20 protein-coding genes and 2 pseudogenes are annotated in these 17281 nt (G+C 39.9%); 4 read left to right on the top strand and 18 right to left on the bottom strand.

Annotation, left to right across the window (positions count from 1 at the left end; translation table 11 throughout):
• Positions 1–16 precede the first annotated feature (16 nt).
• The 4 genes from BMX45_RS19640 to BMX45_RS19625 form a co-directional block, all read right to left on the bottom strand.
• Positions 17–610: a TetR/AcrR family transcriptional regulator gene (locus tag BMX45_RS19640; protein WP_090911141.1), complete on the bottom strand. Its 594-nt coding sequence runs from the start codon at positions 608–610 to the stop codon at positions 17–19.
• A gap of 28 nt (positions 611–638) precedes the next feature.
• A complete protein-coding gene (locus tag BMX45_RS19635; protein ID WP_090911140.1) occupies positions 639–1667 on the bottom strand; it encodes a hypothetical protein in 1029 nt (342 codons plus the stop codon).
• Between the two features lie 287 nt (positions 1668–1954).
• Positions 1955–2146, bottom strand: coding sequence for a LysR family transcriptional regulator substrate-binding protein (locus BMX45_RS19630; protein WP_302847925.1), 192 nt, complete (start codon positions 2144–2146; stop codon positions 1955–1957).
• A 513-nt stretch (positions 2147–2659) separates the two neighbouring features.
• Positions 2660–3547 (bottom strand): LysR family transcriptional regulator, encoded by an 888-nt coding sequence (locus BMX45_RS19625; RefSeq protein WP_090911139.1) that lies wholly within the window; start codon positions 3545–3547, stop codon positions 2660–2662.
• A 115-nt stretch (positions 3548–3662) separates the two neighbouring features.
• Between BMX45_RS19625 and BMX45_RS19620 the strand changes: the two genes are divergently transcribed.
• The gene (locus BMX45_RS19620) at positions 3663–5051 is read left to right on the top strand and encodes an MFS transporter (protein ID WP_090911138.1); all 1389 of its coding nucleotides are present in this window, start codon (positions 3663–3665) and stop codon (positions 5049–5051) included.
• 280 nt (positions 5052–5331) lie between these two features.
• On the opposite strand, the gene BMX45_RS19615 is transcribed toward BMX45_RS19620, so the two are convergent.
• The 13 genes and pseudogenes from BMX45_RS19615 to BMX45_RS31055 all read right to left on the bottom strand — a co-directional run bounded on the left by BMX45_RS19615 (position 5332) and on the right by BMX45_RS31055 (position 15196).
• Positions 5332–5541, bottom strand: a complete 210-nt coding sequence (locus BMX45_RS19615; RefSeq protein ID WP_090911137.1) for a DUF6366 family protein — start codon at positions 5539–5541, stop codon at positions 5332–5334.
• Between the two features lie 206 nt (positions 5542–5747).
• A pseudogene (locus BMX45_RS31885) lies at positions 5748–5899 on the bottom strand (DNA modification methylase); the annotation flags it as partial.
• 553 nt (positions 5900–6452) lie between these two features.
• Complete coding sequence (locus tag BMX45_RS31880; protein ID WP_254778157.1) at positions 6453–6569, bottom strand: DUF6366 family protein; 117 nt, start codon at positions 6567–6569, stop codon at positions 6453–6455.
• Between the two features lie 17 nt (positions 6570–6586).
• Positions 6587–6994, bottom strand: coding sequence for a MerR family transcriptional regulator (locus tag BMX45_RS19600; protein ID WP_090911135.1), 408 nt, complete (start codon positions 6992–6994; stop codon positions 6587–6589).
• Between the two features lie 147 nt (positions 6995–7141).
• Positions 7142–8101, bottom strand: a complete 960-nt coding sequence (locus BMX45_RS19595; RefSeq protein ID WP_090911134.1) for an aldo/keto reductase — start codon at positions 8099–8101, stop codon at positions 7142–7144.
• Positions 8102–8992: 891 nt separating this feature from the next.
• Complete coding sequence (locus tag BMX45_RS19590) at positions 8993–9445, bottom strand: hypothetical protein (protein WP_090911133.1); 453 nt, start codon at positions 9443–9445, stop codon at positions 8993–8995.
• Between the two features lie 417 nt (positions 9446–9862).
• Positions 9863–10864, bottom strand: a complete 1002-nt coding sequence (locus BMX45_RS19585) for an NADP-dependent oxidoreductase (RefSeq protein ID WP_090911132.1) — start codon at positions 10862–10864, stop codon at positions 9863–9865.
• A gap of 96 nt (positions 10865–10960) precedes the next feature.
• A complete protein-coding gene (locus tag BMX45_RS19580) occupies positions 10961–11284 on the bottom strand; it encodes an ArsR/SmtB family transcription factor (protein ID WP_090911131.1) in 324 nt (107 codons plus the stop codon).
• 397 nt (positions 11285–11681) lie between these two features.
• Positions 11682–12353, bottom strand: a complete 672-nt coding sequence (locus BMX45_RS19575) for an SDR family NAD(P)-dependent oxidoreductase (protein ID WP_090911130.1) — start codon at positions 12351–12353, stop codon at positions 11682–11684.
• A gap of 352 nt (positions 12354–12705) precedes the next feature.
• Entirely contained in the window at positions 12706–13437 is a 732-nt protein-coding gene (locus tag BMX45_RS19570) for an NADPH-dependent F420 reductase (RefSeq protein WP_090911129.1), read from the bottom strand.
• Between the two features lie 180 nt (positions 13438–13617).
• Positions 13618–14043, bottom strand: a complete 426-nt coding sequence (locus BMX45_RS19565; protein ID WP_090911128.1) for a MarR family winged helix-turn-helix transcriptional regulator — start codon at positions 14041–14043, stop codon at positions 13618–13620.
• 107 nt (positions 14044–14150) lie between these two features.
• Positions 14151–14891 (bottom strand): oxygen-insensitive NADPH nitroreductase, encoded by a 741-nt coding sequence (gene nfsA, locus BMX45_RS19560; protein WP_090911127.1) that lies wholly within the window; start codon positions 14889–14891, stop codon positions 14151–14153.
• On the bottom strand, positions 14888–15196 hold the full coding sequence (locus BMX45_RS31055) for a hypothetical protein (protein WP_175495158.1): 309 nt from the start codon (positions 15194–15196) through the stop codon (positions 14888–14890). The genes nfsA and BMX45_RS31055 overlap by 4 nt, the downstream gene beginning before the upstream one ends.
• A 248-nt stretch (positions 15197–15444) precedes the next feature.
• Between BMX45_RS31055 and BMX45_RS19550 the strand changes: the two genes are divergently transcribed.
• Entirely contained in the window at positions 15445–15798 is a 354-nt protein-coding gene (locus BMX45_RS19550; RefSeq protein ID WP_090911125.1) for a winged helix-turn-helix transcriptional regulator, read from the top strand.
• A 102-nt stretch (positions 15799–15900) separates the two neighbouring features.
• On the opposite strand, the pseudogene BMX45_RS31875 reads toward BMX45_RS19550, so the two are convergent.
• Positions 15901–16038: pseudogene (locus BMX45_RS31875) on the bottom strand (recombinase family protein); the annotation flags it as partial.
• A 163-nt stretch (positions 16039–16201) separates the two neighbouring features.
• Between BMX45_RS31875 and BMX45_RS31870 the strand changes: the two are divergent.
• A complete protein-coding gene (locus BMX45_RS31870) occupies positions 16202–16363 on the top strand; it encodes an ArsR/SmtB family transcription factor (protein WP_368087174.1) in 162 nt (53 codons plus the stop codon).
• A gap of 168 nt (positions 16364–16531) precedes the next feature.
• The gene (locus BMX45_RS19535) at positions 16532–17014 is read left to right on the top strand and encodes an SRPBCC family protein (protein WP_090911124.1); all 483 of its coding nucleotides are present in this window, start codon (positions 16532–16534) and stop codon (positions 17012–17014) included.
• Positions 17015–17281 lie beyond the last annotated feature (267 nt).

Genomic DNA, 17281 nt, shown 5'->3' with positions numbered 1-17281 from the left:
CAGTTTGTAACTGTACTTACTGATTGGATGCTATCATTCGCAAGATCAAATCAGCATCCGGTTGTTGAAAATGACCATCTTCTGGTATACCCAACAGCATAAGGCCGGAGATGACAGACAAGTATCCAGCTATAAGTTTTCTTGGTTCTATATCAATTATTTCGCCTGCTTGCTGCCCTTTTAGGAATATCGGAAGCAATTCATCAACGTAGGTATCCATAGAGTATTGTTTAAGGAGCTCTTTCACCTTCTCAGGAGTCTCATCAGATGTTCGTGCCTGGTGTATAAGCATAAAATAGGTTCCGTCGCCTTCAGCGAGAATCATTTCCGTAAGGACTCTGATTTTCTCAATCGGTCTTCCTGGCAACATATAAGCGTAAGTCATTGTTCTATGTGATTCGCTTAACGCCAATTCAACGAGAGTCGTGAAAAGTTCGTCTTTGGATGTAAAGTAATTGTATAAAAGACCCTTACTGATTCTTGCCTTTTCAGCAACCATACTCATTTTGGTTTCGATGATACCCTTTCGCGAGAAGACTTGTAGCGCTGCACGAAGTATTTGTTCTCTTCGATCATTGCGAATCGGGTTACTCCCTTCTTGTGATGCCATGGTACTCTCCCTCTCCTTTTATTTGAATTTAATTATTTTTATAAAATTTCGAAATCTCTTGAAAAGCTTTTTTAGGTTCCCAATAGCCACTTGAGTAAGGCTGATCAGAGTCTTCTGGATAGACCTTAATTATACCATAGCTCCCCATATCCAAATCATAACGAGGGTCTGGAGAATGAGGTTTATTGGGCATAATAAAATCATAAACGAATGCGCCGTATATATGTTCTAGTTTATAGATTTGAAGAAGCTCCAAAATGTAATTTGCTTGGGCTTTCTCACTCCTCACTGCATTGCCTCTTATTTCAGGGACAGCCCCAGTAGTATCTACAATCTCATGCCCCGAAGGCCCCTTCTTATCTGCTCCCTCGAAGGTGCAGCACCCAAATTCAAATATGGTAACGGGCTTATTGTAACGATGGAACTTCCGTAAATTCTTCACGTATTTAGATTCGTTATAGGACATCTTATAGAGATTCAAACCAACGATATCAAACTCTTTCCAGTCAACCTGTTCCCAAAGTGCCGCTGCATAGCTAAGCTTCCCATTAAAGCTTGCTCTGGCAGTTGCGCAAGCTTTTCTAAGATAATCGTTCAATTTTTTGTTATACCAGGGCAGCAACCACCATTTACTGAACAATTTTGAGGCTCTTTGTTCAAAATTGCTTCCCGGCATAATACCGGAAGAAAAGATAGAAAGTTCACAGCCTATATTTAGGTCAATGTTCTGGTATTGCTTCCGAAGTTCCTCAGCTGCTTGTGCAACCATCGATAAATGTGCCAGTGTTTCTTCTTGGTTGCCTTCAACTAAACGTGGTTGAAGCCAGACGTGAAGTCCATTTCGTAAGGCAACTATTGCACTCTCCATCAATCTGTTAATATCTGTACCGTAAATTTGAATTGAATTGCAATGCAACTGCTCGCTGATGATTCGAATTTCTTGCTCCAATAAATCTTTGCGCCAAATTTTGCGTGTAAGAGAACCGGGATTAAAGTTGGTTCCCGCATCATAGTTAATTCCTTTTTGATATAGACTATTATGGATTTGATTTTTCAATGTAATCCCCCTTCTTCATGGTACTGACCCAGTCAGTCATTTTATATATTACTTGATATCTCTATCCATGTAAATATCGCAAAAATCAGCGGTGATAAGTTTTGCTTCACGGTAGGATTGATAAATGCTCTGAAACAGCTATTCAATTCCGTTAATCGCAATCCCCTATACCGATAATATCTGGACCTTATTTAAGGGCTTTAGATTACCCCAAGTGTGCTATTAATCGTTGGCTGGATCAGGTAAAACCCTATGCTGCATTAGGACTTCGAATCATTGATAGCGGTCTAGATGTAGGCTCTCAAAGTCTTGATGAACGTGCGCATGGCGTATCCGACATATCTGTCGTTGCGGTAAATTAGACAAAAGTCCTGAGATGGCGTAGGATGCCTCAGGTCCAAGACTTTGATGTCTGAATTGTGAAGATTGTCCAGCAGCATTTTCGGCAGAATGCAGGAGCCAACTCCGCTCTGCACCATCTGGAGGAGGGGCCTTCATTGCAAATTTAGTGGTAGGTAGCTCTTCATACTTCTTACTTTTTTTCGTTTTTTTATAGTATCATTCGGACGATCATATAGTTCTTTTTTATGCGGATTCATGTACTGATAATATTCAATACACGTATGATCAGCTGTTTTTTTATATTAAATGCGCATTTTGGAAAACTGGATTCCTTTATCTCACAGAAATATTCCCAGCTTGGAACATGTTTTTTTAAAGCACCCTCCTCTGCTATCTCGAGCTATCCTTTGAAACATTATGAAATTGCATGGAAACATAGTTATATACTTGTCTAATCGATAATCGATACAAGTTCTCGCCCTCGATTCGGGACAAGAACTTGTACCGATAAAACAAAAAAGCCGCTAAATTAGCGACTTTCTATGGGATCATGTTGTCCCCCGACAAATTTTGTTTTTTTCCAAAATTTTGTTCATCAAAAGCAGACGATCATGATGGTGAACTGCTTCTCTGGGTTTTATGAAGGATAATTAAAGGGTCTGTTTGGATATCGTCCCGAAATATTCTACAACTACCTCACGGAATTCGAGAGCCGCCCGTGAAATGTACCGATTCCTGTGCCATAACAAAGCGATCTCCCGTACCAACTCATGATTCTCTACTTTGAGATATTTGATATGTTCCCCAGAATACCTTGCCGTACTTGGTATAAAGGCTATGCCAATTCCCGCTTCTACTAGAGAACTTAGCCTTGCAGGTTCGTCACCCTCATACACATATGTAGGTATAAATCCCACTGATTTGCATATAGAATCCACCAGATCGCGAGTACCGTAGCCTCTTTTTACCCCAACAAAAGATTCATCCCTTAGCTCAGTCAAAGATATGCTGTTTCGGTCAGCAAGCCGATGCCCTTTGGGAACGGCTACAAGAATCGGGTCGATGAACATGATTTGACATTCAATATCTTCCCCTTTTATTGGAGGTGAGGACAAGCAAAAATCAACCTCTCCTCTATGAAGAAGCGTAACCATTTCCTGCGTGGTGAGCATTTGCACATGAAATTGGATATCGGGACGCTTGTTCCGAAACTCTCGAAGGATCTGAGGCAATGTGCTTGCTGTGGTCACCGCCAATTCGAGTGTGCCATGTTCTGGGCTGGACAAATCGCTAATCTCCTGCTTCCCTTGTTCTAATTCAAACAACGCCCTTTCTGCACGGAAATAGAATCTGCTTCCAAACTCATTCAATCGCAGTTTCCTCCCTACTCGATCGAATAACGGGACTCCCAAATCCTCTTCCAAGCGACCAATCGTTTTGCTTAGTGATGATTGAGTGACATGCAGACTTCGTGCTGCTTCGGTCATATGTTCCAAACGAGCTACCTCGAGAAAATATTTCAGTTGTAGAAGTTCCATTTTTCACCCTCCGCTCATTCCCTTGAGTCAATGAAATCATAACATAAAATGCATTGGAATAAATAAATGATTTCAAGTACGATGATGACACTAACATACAGAGTGGGGGATTGAAATGAGTATTCGCAGTAGGTGGTTGATGATCTCCGTTGGACTAGGGATTCTATTGAACCCATTAAATTCTTCAATGATTTCAGTTGCTATTCCAAGGCTGCAAAATGTGTTCCAACTCGACTTTACAGTGGTATCCTGGATCATTTTTTCTTTCTACATTGCGAGTGCTATCGCTCAACCGATCATGGGAAAAGCCAGCGATTTATTTGGTAGGAGGAGGATATTTCTTAGCGGACTTGTTGTATCCTTCGTTGCATCATTATTAGCTCCACTATCCCCAAACTTTGGTTGGCTCATCGTGTTCCGTATTGTGCAATCCATCGGAACAAGCATGATGCTTGCGGTTGGAATGGCCATTGTGCGAATTCATATTAGGGAGAAACAAGCGACTGCACTGTCAGTCTTGTCCATATTCCTATCCGGAGCGGCAGCGATTGGCCCCTTTATTGGCGGGGTCATCATTCACTGGTGGGGCTGGCCTGCTATCTTTTTGGTTAATATTCCTTTCGTGGTAACAAGCTTTTTATTAGCTTGGAAGCATATTCCTAAGGATGATCCGTCTACGACATCCGTTGCTCGCAACATGTCCTTTCGCAAATGGTTTGAATTGATTGATGCCTCAGGAGTTCTGCTATTCACCGTGGGTCTGGTTGCTCTGCTCGTTGGATTATTGTCCGCAAAATCATCTGGTCAAATTTCATTTAATAACGTTATTGTCGTACTGATTGGCTTCGTTGGACTTGGAGCTTTCGTGCGATATGAGTTAAAAGCGAAGGCACCCTTTATTCCTTTACGGACATTCGCTAAATATCCAGCAATGACTTGGATCAATGTCGAATTCATGGTCGTTAACTTACTTTTTTACTCTCTCTTTTTCGGGCTTCCGTCCTACTTGCAAATCGTACGTCATGTCAGCGAGTTTCATACAGGGATGCTCATGCTAAGCTTAGGCTTGTGTTCGCTCATTGCTTCTCCAATAGCAGGACGATGGATCAATAAATCAGGACCTCGACCAGCATTGCTTATGTCCGGAATGCTGATAACATTTGGGTCCGTGTGGATCGTGACACTGGATCAGACTTCACCAGTTATCAGTGTTTGTCTGGCTTTAGCTGCATTCGGTATTAGTAACGGGTTGAACAGTGTCGCTATGCAAGCGGCCTTATTCAAAAGTTCACCAAAAGAAATTATTGGTGTAGCATCTGGAATATTCAATACCTCAAGATACCTGGGAACCATTCTCTCTTCTTTACTGATTAGCATTGTAATGGGAGATAACTTCACCTTCGAAGGATTCCGAGTACTTGGGATGATCCTCACGTTAATTGCATTGTCATTGGTAATCATGAATTGGCGGCACAAGGAGTACGGGCAGTTGCATGAGTCCTAGTTATCTGACAGATGTAAATTATCCTTCGTTACCTCAACAGAAAGCGGCAGCTGATCGTGAGAATCGGCTAAGCAGAATTCTAATTAGATATATACCTAATTGTAAATGAGAACATGTCAAGTTCCCTTTCTTGCCGTAAAAAAGCAATTCGGCTTAAATCCGAATTGCTTTTTCTTTGAATACTGTGCTCCGGTACCGCCGATGACTCGATCCCATTATGATGAGTATTCATAGACAGGCTTTCTCAAAAAACTAAAACCATTAATAAAAATTCTCTTACTTAAAAATTTTGGGCAACTATAAGAACAACAATAATAACAATGATTAATACTAAAGTGCCTTTCCAACCTAAATTACCTACTAAATCGACTAAACTACCATGCTGTGCCCTATTAATTCCGTCATTCATATGACCAAATGGATTATTTTTCAATTCCTCATGTCTTAGTCTTTCTCTTGTTCTTTCAGGAGTTTCATAATCATTGTTCATTATTTACCCCCTAGATAAAAAAGTTTAATTAGATATCCAATAACTATATTGGTGAATTAATATAATTATAACATTATTATGTTATTTAATGGAATTAAATTGTGAAAATGCATGTAAACTTAGTTAGAATACTTATCTGATCGGTAATCGGACAATCTTCTTGTCCTTTACGGCAATCGGTACAAGTTCTTGTCCCTCGACATGTCGGTACGCTTATTCCAAACGATCGGCTCAACATAGCCGAATTTTTCAATGCTACGTTTTGCTTTTCATTTTCCGGATCTCCAGGCGGTAAATCCACTCTCGGGTTGTAGGCTGCTGCATTGATTTGTTCTATCGAGATAACTCTGATGTTCATTGCTATCACCTCAAACATGAATTTAAGTTTCACCACAACTAAACCGCACTTCATTCCGATTGTTTGATTTGGTCATGCAACTAACTTTATCTAAGCATCGATCGTGGGATATACTGTAAAAAAACAATAATCCGTTGAATCAAATAGGAGGTGTTGAGAATTATGAGCATGTCATCAATAAGGAAATGGCTTATATTCCTTGGAATAGTGATATTTGCTGTAGGCCTAACCTTCATGATTATTGAAGAATTAACTTCATACAAGACAATAAGTATGATTATGATGGTTGTTGGAATCGTGATCATTATTATCTCCAATTTTTTTAGAAGAAGAAGCCATGACTAACCCGGCTTCGTTGAAGTCCAACAACGATGCAACGAGAACTCCTTGATTTGAGTTGGTTTCTAATATAAATACGCCAACGTTATGCCTCTTCTCTGCTGATTTCCTGAATCGTTCCTCTATTCGTCCGCAATCAATTAATCGCCTTAAAACGACTTAAATTTCGTCATTTGGAGAACAAAAGAAAAAGCACCCAATATAGGGTGCTTCCTTAAGAAATTCGTATATCATTTTGTATAAGACCAACAATAATAACAATGAATAACAATAAAGTGCCTTTCCAACCTAAACTGCTTACTAAATCGACTAGACTACTAAGTAAAAAAATTCAATTAGATGAACTGGTCATCGAGCTGGCTCCAAACTTGCTTCCTCTCGTCTGGTGTCATCTTCCCAAGAACGGTAGTAATCAATTTTATCCCGCAGAATATCCAAAGTTTGATGAATCGTCTGAACCTGCTCGATTAATTTCCGCTCATGCTCTTCTAGAAGTTTTCTGCGTTGGGGAATGCCATCATTCCCCAATCGCATCATATCAGCGAACTGTTGCATAAGTGCGATCGGCATTCCTGTAGTCTTAAGCTTTGCGAGTAATACAATCCATTCAAAATCGTGTTCCCGATATACACGATGACCATTTTGGGCACGAGGTATAGGGTCCATCAGACCGATCCTTTCGTAATAACGAAGGGTGTGTACGCTTAACCCCGTCAACTCAGCTGCCTGCTGAATGGTCAGCTCTTTCCCGCTCATAACGAGTCCCCTCCTTTTAACATCCGTTTATAAGCTGGTGAGCACCGATACACTCCGAGTGGTTCTTGTGTAATTTCGCTTATAACTATACTTATGTTTCGATGCGTCGTATGAAAATACCTTTAGCGAAGGTATGTCATAAGTGGATTAAGTGAGGAAGGCGCCGTTCAATTGATCAAGCTGATCAGAGTTAATCCGGAGCTTAAGTGCCCCCAAATTTTCTTCCAATTGCGTTAGATCACTTGCAGCAATAATTGGAAGAGCTCTCGGATGATTTTGCAGCATCCAAGCAAGGATAAGCTGATTCGGTGTCGCTCCCAGCTCTCCAGCAACCTTCCTTAGCGTATGCAATCGAGTCATCTGATCCTCTCTCCGATATGCATCAGGTATGACAGCATCCTTTCTGTTGTATATGCCTCCAAGGAGGGGTGAATAAGCCATGAGCGTAAAATCATCGTTTTGACTGCAGTAAGCAAGTAAATCCTCATCCGCACTGACCTGCAGTCCGAAATTCGCATCCACTCTAGGCTGCAAATACGTATATCGCTGCTGGATGCAGCAATAGGACTCCCATCCTTTTGACATACTGATCGCCTTGGCCTCAAGGATCCTGGAAAGCCGATAATTACTGCAGCCTATAGCCCTTACTTTGCCGGCTTTGATCAAGGAATCAAAGGTCTCCAAGGTTTCCTCGAGTTCAGTTTCAATATCGTCTACATGAGCATAATATAAGTCTACATAATCTGTTCCTAGCCTAATCAAACTTTCGTCAATTTCCTTCTCAATCGCTTGGCGACTTAAACCTTCCAATTTTTCACTTTTCGGCACTACCGGTTTCGCTCCCACTTTGGTGGCCAAGATGATTTGATGTCTGTTTTTTCTTTCTTTCATCCATTCGCCAAGCAAAGACTCGCTTTCTCCGCCAACACAGCCTTCGTTCCATATCGCATAATTATTGGCTGTATCCAGAAAGTTTCCCCCTGCTTCAAAAAAATGATCAAGCAGTTGGAAAGAGGTTTTTTTGTTGGTTCGCGATCCAAAATTCAGACAACCCAAAGAATAAGCACTTACCAGCATCCCTGTATTCCCCAACGGAACATGCTTCACACTATTTCCTCCTTTTAACAAACTGAATTAACTTCCGCTTACTTGCATCGTACGCCACCAGTATACGAGTTTAAGCGCACTCTAAGTCAATACTACTAATCAAATATCTTCTCTATTCTTAAACAATGCAAAAACACCTCCAAAATAGTCTCCATATCTTACGACATGAGTGCTTCTCTTGAAGGTGTTTTTTCAATGTCCACTAAATGGGGTCTTGACCAGTCTCAAATTGGGTGTCTTCTTGTTTTTAATCCAATATCGTTCCACGTTAGCTCAAGAAACTAGCTTCTCTATAAAATACGGTTTTCCGAACTGTTCTTAAAAGTCTGGGTGGCCATAGAACGTTGCAACGGGCAGCCGTAACCTTTGAACCGGTATAAATCATGATCTTCAGCTATGGATTGGTCGGCGGCTGCAAGGTTACATGTTTCACGTGAAAGGTTTATCCTAACCATAATCGAAAGCAGCGGGTAGTTGCCTGTTGCAACGGCTCGCTGCCTCAGTTACTTGTCGGCTGCTGTGGTGTTGTTTTGAACAATCGTTTCTTGTTCGTGCAACAAGAACTAATCCTTACTGTCTTCATTAGCCCTTTTGTTTAGTCTGGTATCGCATTAGCAACGAAAAATGGAGCAGTTGCCAACGGCAAACTACTCCATGCTAACTTAAATTATCGGATCCCGTTTGTTGAACGACTAACATAATACGCTACCATAACTCTGGTTCACGATCAAAGAACTTTCCAGGAACTCCTTTGAAGACTTCGTTAGTGGGGTTACTTACAAACTGTATGAAATGAATATCAAATTCGAAAGCTCTACTTGCTTGCGTAAGGATTTCGTTACTAACCAAAGCGCTTTCACATCCTTCCCCATTGAAATCAGTTTTTCGCTATCATTTCATATCAATACCACAATTCTTTAAATGATTTATCATGTGTCCATATGAATGATCGTCCCAAATAATAAGATAATATTTTTCCCTGTTTAATTTCTGTAATGCACCGAGTCGATGATTACCATCATGTAATCTAAAATTCCCATTTTCAATTGTTGCAATTAATGGAGGCATGTCCCACCCAGATTCAAATCTACTGCAAATTTGATCAATGTTATAGTTCCACCATTTAGTATCCTCTACATATTCCAAATGTTCTTCTGGTCCAACTATTCTTTCCAGATATTTTATGTCAATCTCAATAGGTCCTAGCCAATATCGTTTTTTCTTTTTTAAGTCTTCTGACATGACTATATTATCGCCTTCTCCATTTAAAAAAAGATGAACCCAAGTTTCAATATCATTGGCCAGAGCATATTCATTAGCAGCGCTTAATGTAAAAGCATTCATCTGCTTACCCCTCTTTTTGTATTGATGAATTTCACGAGTTTCTTATAACGCCTTATTCAAGTACTTCGTAAATCAAGTTCATACGTAGGCTATTCTCTAAATTTTTGGATTATCCTGCCCGTTAGTTTAATGACGGTTCCTTGATTTGATTTATTACATAGTGCCTTAAATTATCTAGATCTGACGCTAAAAAGTCTTTTAGCTTAGCTTCATTGTTATAAGAATCAACAACATTTTTAATGATGTGACGAAATCGTATGGGGACTAATCCAATAGCCCAGTCACCAGCTTGTATTTGATGGTTTGTCTCGGTCAACCCTGATTATTTATTCCAGAACTCACTTTTCATTAATACCTACATTTTCTCGAATCATAGATGGTTATAATGTTCGTATACATAGCCACAAAGCATAGGAGTTACTTTATTCTAATGACTACCTTTCCTTTTGCACTTCCGCCTTGCAGGTACGAGAATGCTTGCGCAGTCTCTTCCAAATGATACACTTTATCGATAACTGGCTTAATTTGGCCACCTTCAATATACTCTTGTAAAACCTTTAATTGTGCTCCACTCGATTTCATAAAAAGAAAATGATATCTTGTATGGTACTTCTTCTCAAGCGATGCGATCTTACGGCTCGCGATGGACAAAATGGCTGTTTTCATCCAACCCAACTTTGCTTCTTTTCCAAATCTTGCGTTTGGCAAGCCAGAGATGGAAACGATTTGCCCGCCTGGCTTCAGGACACGGAACGATTTTTCCAGTGCCGCTCCTCCTAGCGTATCAAAAACAGCGTCATATCCAGTAAGCACTTCTTCAAAATTCTCTTTTTTATAATTTATGATCAGATCGGCGCCCATCGATTTGACCAGCTCATACCCTTTTTCGCTTGCTGTTGTTGCAACAAAAGCTCCCATCAATTTGGCCAGTTGAATGGCAAACGTCCCCACACCTCCTGAACCAGCATGAATCAGAATTTTTTGACCCTTTTGGAGATGCAAAAAATCGGTAAAGGCTTGGTAAGTCGTAAGTCCGACCAGTGGAATAGATGCAGCTTCTTCAAAGCTTAGATTTTGCGGCTTTAACCAAATATCTTCTTCATGTACAGCAATGTATTCCGCCAATGTACCGATACGGCTCTTGCGCGGTCTGCCATAAACTTCATCACCAGGTTTAAATGCACTCACCCGTTCGCCAACCTTAACGATAATGCCGGAGAAATCATTGCCTAAGATTAGAGGGAACTTGTAACTCAACAGGAGTTTTACTTTCCCTTCCTTAATTTTATAATCGATTGGATTTAAGCTGGCTGCATGAATTTCCACTAACACATCATGTTCTCCGATATGAGGCACTGGTTGTTCTGTCAACACTAAGGGAACATTTTTACCGTATTTCTCAATGGTTATTGCCTTCATTTATATCACTCCCATTAGGATTATTGGTTTAAACAAATAAACTAATAGAGCGAAAACATTCTGCTCTACAGTAATTCCATTTTAAGTCTTTTGTACTCACTGAGGCCAAGTGCACTCTGCTTCAATGGCAGTAATCAAGGTTTTGAGTTGTTCGAGCGGTTTGCGGACAGTCAATATATAATAGTTTTCTACGCCCTTTTTCTCGGATTGGATAAAACCAGACTGTTTCAGCACCTTCAAATGATGGGAGACAGCTGGTCTAGATAAGTTGATGTGGCCTGCTATCGCATTAACATTAAGTCCCGATTTGTTTTGTGCTAGCACCATAATAATAGCTTGACGGTTTTCATCGGTCAGTACTTCCAACAGCGGGATGGACTCTTTGAATTGTTGCAGAACTTGCTCGGTTCTTTGGCTCATGCGATCCATCCTTTCCGTTGATTAGTTTAATCACTTAAACATAATTATAATTATCTGCTAAATAAAATCAAGCGTAAGATAAGATTGACTGTCCTTAACAAACTTCCGTTTACGGTTCTAGTTGTAGGCTATAAATATTTTAAGCCGTATAATCAGCGGCTTCTAATGCTACTATGTTTTTGTCACCCGACAACGTGTGGCCGGCAAAACCACAATATATAGGTTTCTTAATGAGTTGTTCTCCTCGCTTGAAATACTAAGTTGTATTCTTATGAAGTTTATCACAACATTGAATCATCGTCGCTGCCAAGGATTCTTTTTTCTTCCTCTAAATGTAGAACAACATGTATCATGGTGTTATTGAGGTTTTAACTACATATGCTTCTTATTTAGATAATCATCTAATCGATAATCGGAATATGTTCTTTTCCCTCGGAGGATAAGTGTCTTCTACCGCTTCTCTTTGCACATATAGATGATACCAAGCTTCCGCCACTTGATCTGGATCAAATCCTGTACCTCTCTTGATCAGAGGACTAATGGATAAATGTCCAACAAATACCCCATGAGGATGCAGACTTTGGTGTAGATTAAGGATATAGTTTCGCAATCCCGACATAATGATGCCCGAATTCCCAGACATGGGCGTGGGGCTCATAGCGGAGAGATCACTTGCAAACAGAAGTGCCCCTTCGCCTCGTTCCATCATATCTGGAATGATTAGTCTTGCAGTATTAATGGCTCCAATTACCACATTATTAAAAATGGGAAGGACGGCTTCCTCTGTCGTATCAAGAACAGATGTCACAGAAACACTTCCGCTATGTGGGCTAAACTCTACAACGTCAATTGTACCGTAGATGTTCTTCATTTGTTGAACAGCTCTTGTAAGCTCCATTTTGTTTGTAATATCATTAGCAAACCCTCTAGCTTCAATACCCAACTCACTTAACTCCACAGCATATTGATCCAGCTTCTCTTGTGTTCTTAAAACCATAGCAATGCAGAATCCATGCCTGCCAAACGTTTTGGCCAATGAAAAACCAAGACCAGGCCCAGCGCCAAATATACTTTGTCTTCAACAATCTGTCCTCCCTCTTAGCGAACTCACTTCAAGATAATCCGTTTCGCCTTGGCGAGATTGGCAGCCAGCTCAGTGTGGGTTTGGTGTGCGTGCGCTACCCAAGCGGGCTGACCGGGACCGCTGCGCAATGCCCGCGAAATATCAGACGTGGCTTCTGATTTCTATAAATTGATTTTCGCCCTACTTATGGTATGGGTTAGATACTCATCTAATCGGTAATCGGCTCATGTTCTTGTCCTTGGCATTTTTTGCTAGTACTTTTAAACAATCAGCAGTCTAGACCTTAATCATGTCCTAGTCTACTGCTCCTCTGTTTGAAGCCATTATAATTCCTAACTCAGGAATTATATATTTCTCTATTTAGTTGAACAATTTCTTGATGCGAATATCCACCAGTAGCCGCAGATAGTTTCTCTATCACTTTATCCCGTAGAAATGGGGCTTTTTCTTTATTAGCTTTTTTTAATGCTTCAGTTAGTTCGTCTTTTGTTAGTTCCGTGCAGTATGCGGGAGTTCCTGGCTGTTGTCTCCAGGAATCACTTAAAGATCCACTATCTACTGCATCGAAGCCTAACTCATTTGCTAGATTCATGATTATTTGTTTATGCGACTGGTTATTACCAGCAATCGCTATGGCAATGCGTCCGCTAGTTCCTTCGGGAGTTCCTTGATGTTCTAAAGTATACGCTAATAAATTGTTGAAAGCTTTAATAATAGGTCTGCCTAATTGATTTGAAACCCAAACACTTTCAACCATCCTGTTCTCAATTTCTTCTATTTTATTGCTTATCTGAGGATAATAATTTGATGTGTCTACAACTACTACTTCCTCCCCAACCTTATTTACAACATTACGAATGCTTGGCAGTGCGTGGAAAGGGATAGATATTATTAGAACATCAATATTTTTAATTACATCCTCTACACTTACGGGTGTTCCTGCAAGTTCCTTTCCTTCTAGCCGTTCAATCCCGCGAGCATCTGCAATTTTAAGATCATGTCCATTCTTAACTATTTTTTTTGAAATATTTGACGCGATTGGTCCTGCACCTATTATTCCAAATCTCATTATCAATTCTCCTATTCTAAGGTTATTTTACCTCAGCGATCGCCTGGTTGGCTGCCGTTATGTTAATTGAACTATGGTTTAGTTTGTTTTAATACTGGTTAAAACATCAATGGTATCGACTAAGAACAGTTCCCCAGCATATTATTTAGCATGCTAAATATATTCTGAAGACATGAAGAGCTAAAATATATTTCTCTCCATTTGTTGCATTAATTGTTTTAATATCAACCGATTTTCCGTAGATATAGATTGAAGTAATTTATCTTGCTGCTCCCTCCATTTGATCCCAACCGGTTTTTCTAATTCTTTGCCTTTGTCCGTAAGAAAAATTCGCATTACCCTTGCATCTTGCTCATCTCGTTTACGGTATATAAATCCGTTCTGCTCCAGTGATTTAACCATATTCGTTACGGTTGGGGGTTCACATTTTAAGTGTTCACATAATTGCATTTGTGTAACCCCATCGCCTAACCACAAACGATACAGTAAATTATCTTGCCCGACATAAAGGTTAAGTTCCCTTAGAGATTCCCCATAATTTCGACGCATTTGGGAGGAGATACGATCTAACGACTGACGTATATCGCAATCCACTGTATCTGTCATGAGGACTAACCTCCTACCATTCGAATATTTTTAGCATACTAAATTTATCATGGTGAAATATAGGTGTCAATTTACAGAAGGGCCCACAAAATGTCAGGAGCAAGAACTTATTTTTTTGCGAATCCTTGCTTGTTCAAATAATCCATCATTTCAGGCAGAATACTTCTCTGGAGATGATCCTGGATATGATCACTCCATCCTTTTACTTTCTTCACTGTGAATGGAGCCTTAACCGGACGATTCTCATAATACTTCAACATGGTTTCATCATAGACGGCTAATTTTTCATGGTTTAGTGCTTGATACTGATTTTCCAACAGCACCATGGATCGGGGTAACCTCGGCTTAAGTTCAGGTTTATCTGCAGCAGGAACACCTAAGCATAATCCCACCAAAGGTATCACATACTTCGGTAATTTCAAAAGGTCAGATAATTCGCTAATATTTGCTCTGACACCACCAATAAATACACCGCCAAGTCCCATGGATTCGGCCGCTGTTAACGCATTCTGGGCCATCAGCCCAGCATCGAATGAACCGATCAAGAGAAATTCAATGTATTCTAAGTCCACATCTGGGGCAATTTGATGATTTCGGTTGAAGTCTGCACAAAAAATCCAAAACTCAGCTGCTTCCTCGATGTAGGGTTGATCCACACTGAGGTGCATTACTTTTTTTCGAAGATCCGGATTAGTAATTCGAATAATAGAAACGGCTTGAAGGAGACTGAAAGAGGATGTTTGACTGGCTGCTTTAAAGATTGCCTCTCGTTGTTCCTCCGTTATAGGTTGATTGCTATAAGAACGCTCGGATGTATGACTATGAAGTAATTTAAGCGTGTCATTCATTTAAATCCCTCTCCCCTACTTTTTAAACAATTTCGTAAACCATATTGGTAATGAACGCCCATATTCTCGAGGAGTGTTTTTCCTTCATACTCTCTATGGAACAAACTCCGATCCTGCAGGATGGGAATAACTTGGTTTACAAAGTCTTCAACTCCATCAAGGGCGATATCCGGTACAACCGAGAATCCATCACGTGCATCAGCCAAAAACCATTCTTCGAAGAAGTCAGCAACTTGTACCGGGATACCTGCAACGACCGGGTGATAATTAATGACACCATGGGCAAGAATATCACCAATGGACATCAAGGATTAACATAGACACCCGAAGCGTATTTCCCCGCCAACTGCAGTCCTTCATTCTGTATAGGCTTAGAGATAAATAACTCTTCTCTGTGTTACAATAATACTTAGCCTGCTAAATAAATGTTGATTATTGTTGTTCTGCTCAGTGGCATTGACATAATCATAAATTCTTTTGCTGGATCTGCAAAGAGGGCAATATAAATGAACATAGTACAGCTTGTTGTACTTTTGGATTAGGAGTGATAATAATGAGGGTTTGTAATGAAGGATTTGATCAAGAGTTTATGGATGAAAAAAGGGATATGTACGCGATAGCATTTACACAAAATGTTCTTTCAGGACGTTGGAAATACTTTATATTATGGTATTTAAAAGGAGAAACACGTCGCTATACAGATATTAAAAATTTCCTTGGTGGTTTATCACAAGGCTCCCTCACAAAGCAGCTTAAAGAACTGGAAAGCGATGGGGTTATTCAACGTGATGTTTACCCGGAAGTCCCTCCGCGAGTAGAGTATTCGTTAACAGATAAGGGAAAAAAATTACTACCGATCCTTGAAAAGATGGAAGACTTCGGTAAGGAATTCGGCAGCAAGAATTAATCCAAACCATATTTTCCTTTTTTTTTCACAGCTCGCTAACCTGCACGTTAGCGCAACGACATCAACCGTTCACCTGACTCTTTAAATGAGCGCCCTTATTTAAATGAGTTCCGTGATTTCAATAATATCTTTGGTAGAACGGGATAGTCGTGTTAAATCGGTCACGACCACGGCATCTTCGGGTCAAAGATATTCAAGCAAATGATTTAATTCCGGTCTGTCTCTTTTCGCTCCTGTTAATCCCGTAACAAAAATGATTAAAACTCTAGTGTTATAAAGAATAGAATATTTAACTGAGTGGTTGACTTATTATTATATATCCACTATATTTAACCATATGGTTGAATAAAATAATAATCTAGATAGTGTTTTCCACGCCTTAGCTGATCCAACCCGAAGAGAAATTGTTCGTCTTATTGCTTCTCAAGAACGTACAGTATCGGAATTGGCTGCACCTTTTGATATGTCTTTAGCAGCTATTTCTAAGCATATTAGAGTCTTAGAACGGGCAGGCATTCTTGATAGGAGTGTAAAAGGTAGAACACACACATACTTGTCGCCTTAATCCCGAATCCTTATCATCTGCAACGGATTGGTTGCGCTTTTACGAACATTTTTGGAACAGACAGTTTGACGCTCTTGAACGTGAGCTTAGTAACGCTAAAAAGGAGGAACATTAAGGTATTTGCAATAAACTTATGACGATAAAATTATTATGAATAGGATGATTGAGATGATCACTTCAACAACTACCCTAACAATGACACGTCGTTTTGAATTCACTGCGGAAAGAGTGTTTGATGCGTGGGTAAACCCAGAAATGATGAGTAAATGGCTATTCAATCCAGAAGAAAAAGCTAATATTGTAGAGAATGATTTTTGTGTCGGAGGGTCTTATAGGATTAGGGACCCCAAAGAAGGAGAAGCTATTGGGAAATATCTTGAAATCGATAGACCTTTTAAATTAGTATTTACATTTCAAATCCCAAAATATAGCGAAACGATAGACCGAATAACCGTATTACTAGAACCCATAGATGATGGCTGCGAAATGACTTTCACACAAGAAATAGTGGTTCCTCATGAAGAAGGATGGACCACAGAAGACATTAAAAAGGCGCATCGTGAATTTAGAGATGGTTCTGAACAGGGATGGAACAACATGTTTGATGTTTTAGTTAAACATTTATCGAACAGAAATATCCCCCAAAAATAACTAATCAAAATAGAAGCATGAACTATACTGAACGTCTTTTTTAGATTAAATAGTAGTCTCACTGTTTCACAGTTGGAAAACAATATGACATTTGGCGAAGTTTCTTCAAGGTATCGTGGTTGCTATAGCAAATAATCCATTTCCAAAAGTGAGTTTTAGTAGCGATCTAATTAGCTTAGCACTATTCATTGACTTACTTCTTCAATATCAAGAGCATCATTCCCACCTGCAAAGTCAGATCGATGCCCTTGCTGAAGAAGTTGAATC

Origin of the sequence: Paenibacillus sp. cl141a (genome assembly GCF_900109305.1) — a bacterium.
GTDB lineage: Bacteria > Bacillota > Bacilli > Paenibacillales > Paenibacillaceae > Paenibacillus_AQ > Paenibacillus_AQ lautus_A.
Note: the sequence above shows the minus strand (reverse complement) of the source record. Positions and strands in the feature narration are given on the sequence as shown.

Excerpts from the sequence above, each read along its gene's own strand:
- BMX45_RS19640 (WP_090911141.1), bottom strand. The coding sequence starts at position 610 with ATGGCATCACAAGAAGGGAGTAACCCGATTCGCAATGATCGAAGAGAA.
- BMX45_RS19630 (WP_302847925.1), bottom strand. The coding sequence starts at position 2,146 with ATGGTGCAGAGCGGAGTTGGCTCCTGCATTCTGCCGAAAATGCTGCTG.
- BMX45_RS19625 (WP_090911139.1), bottom strand. The coding sequence starts at position 3,547 with ATGGAACTTCTACAACTGAAATATTTTCTCGAGGTAGCTCGTTTGGAA.
- BMX45_RS19620 (WP_090911138.1), top strand. The coding sequence starts at position 3,663 with ATGAGTATTCGCAGTAGGTGGTTGATGATCTCCGTTGGACTAGGGATT.
- BMX45_RS19615 (WP_090911137.1), bottom strand. The coding sequence starts at position 5,541 with ATGAACAATGATTATGAAACTCCTGAAAGAACAAGAGAAAGACTAAGA.
- BMX45_RS19600 (WP_090911135.1), bottom strand. The coding sequence starts at position 6,994 with ATGAGCGGGAAAGAGCTGACCATTCAGCAGGCAGCTGAGTTGACGGGG.
- BMX45_RS19590 (WP_090911133.1), bottom strand. The coding sequence starts at position 9,445 with ATGAATGCTTTTACATTAAGCGCTGCTAATGAATATGCTCTGGCCAAT.
- BMX45_RS19585 (WP_090911132.1), bottom strand. The coding sequence starts at position 10,864 with ATGAAGGCAATAACCATTGAGAAATACGGTAAAAATGTTCCCTTAGTG.
- BMX45_RS19580 (WP_090911131.1), bottom strand. The coding sequence starts at position 11,284 with ATGAGCCAAAGAACCGAGCAAGTTCTGCAACAATTCAAAGAGTCCATC.
- BMX45_RS19570 (WP_090911129.1), bottom strand. The coding sequence starts at position 13,437 with ATGAGATTTGGAATAATAGGTGCAGGACCAATCGCGTCAAATATTTCA.
- BMX45_RS19565 (WP_090911128.1), bottom strand. The coding sequence starts at position 14,043 with ATGACAGATACAGTGGATTGCGATATACGTCAGTCGTTAGATCGTATC.
- nfsA (WP_090911127.1), bottom strand. The coding sequence starts at position 14,891 with ATGAATGACACGCTTAAATTACTTCATAGTCATACATCCGAGCGTTCT.
- BMX45_RS31055 (WP_175495158.1), bottom strand. The coding sequence starts at position 15,196 with ATGTCCATTGGTGATATTCTTGCCCATGGTGTCATTAATTATCACCCG.
- BMX45_RS19550 (WP_090911125.1), top strand. The coding sequence starts at position 15,445 with ATGAGGGTTTGTAATGAAGGATTTGATCAAGAGTTTATGGATGAAAAA.
- BMX45_RS19535 (WP_090911124.1), top strand. The coding sequence starts at position 16,532 with ATGATCACTTCAACAACTACCCTAACAATGACACGTCGTTTTGAATTC.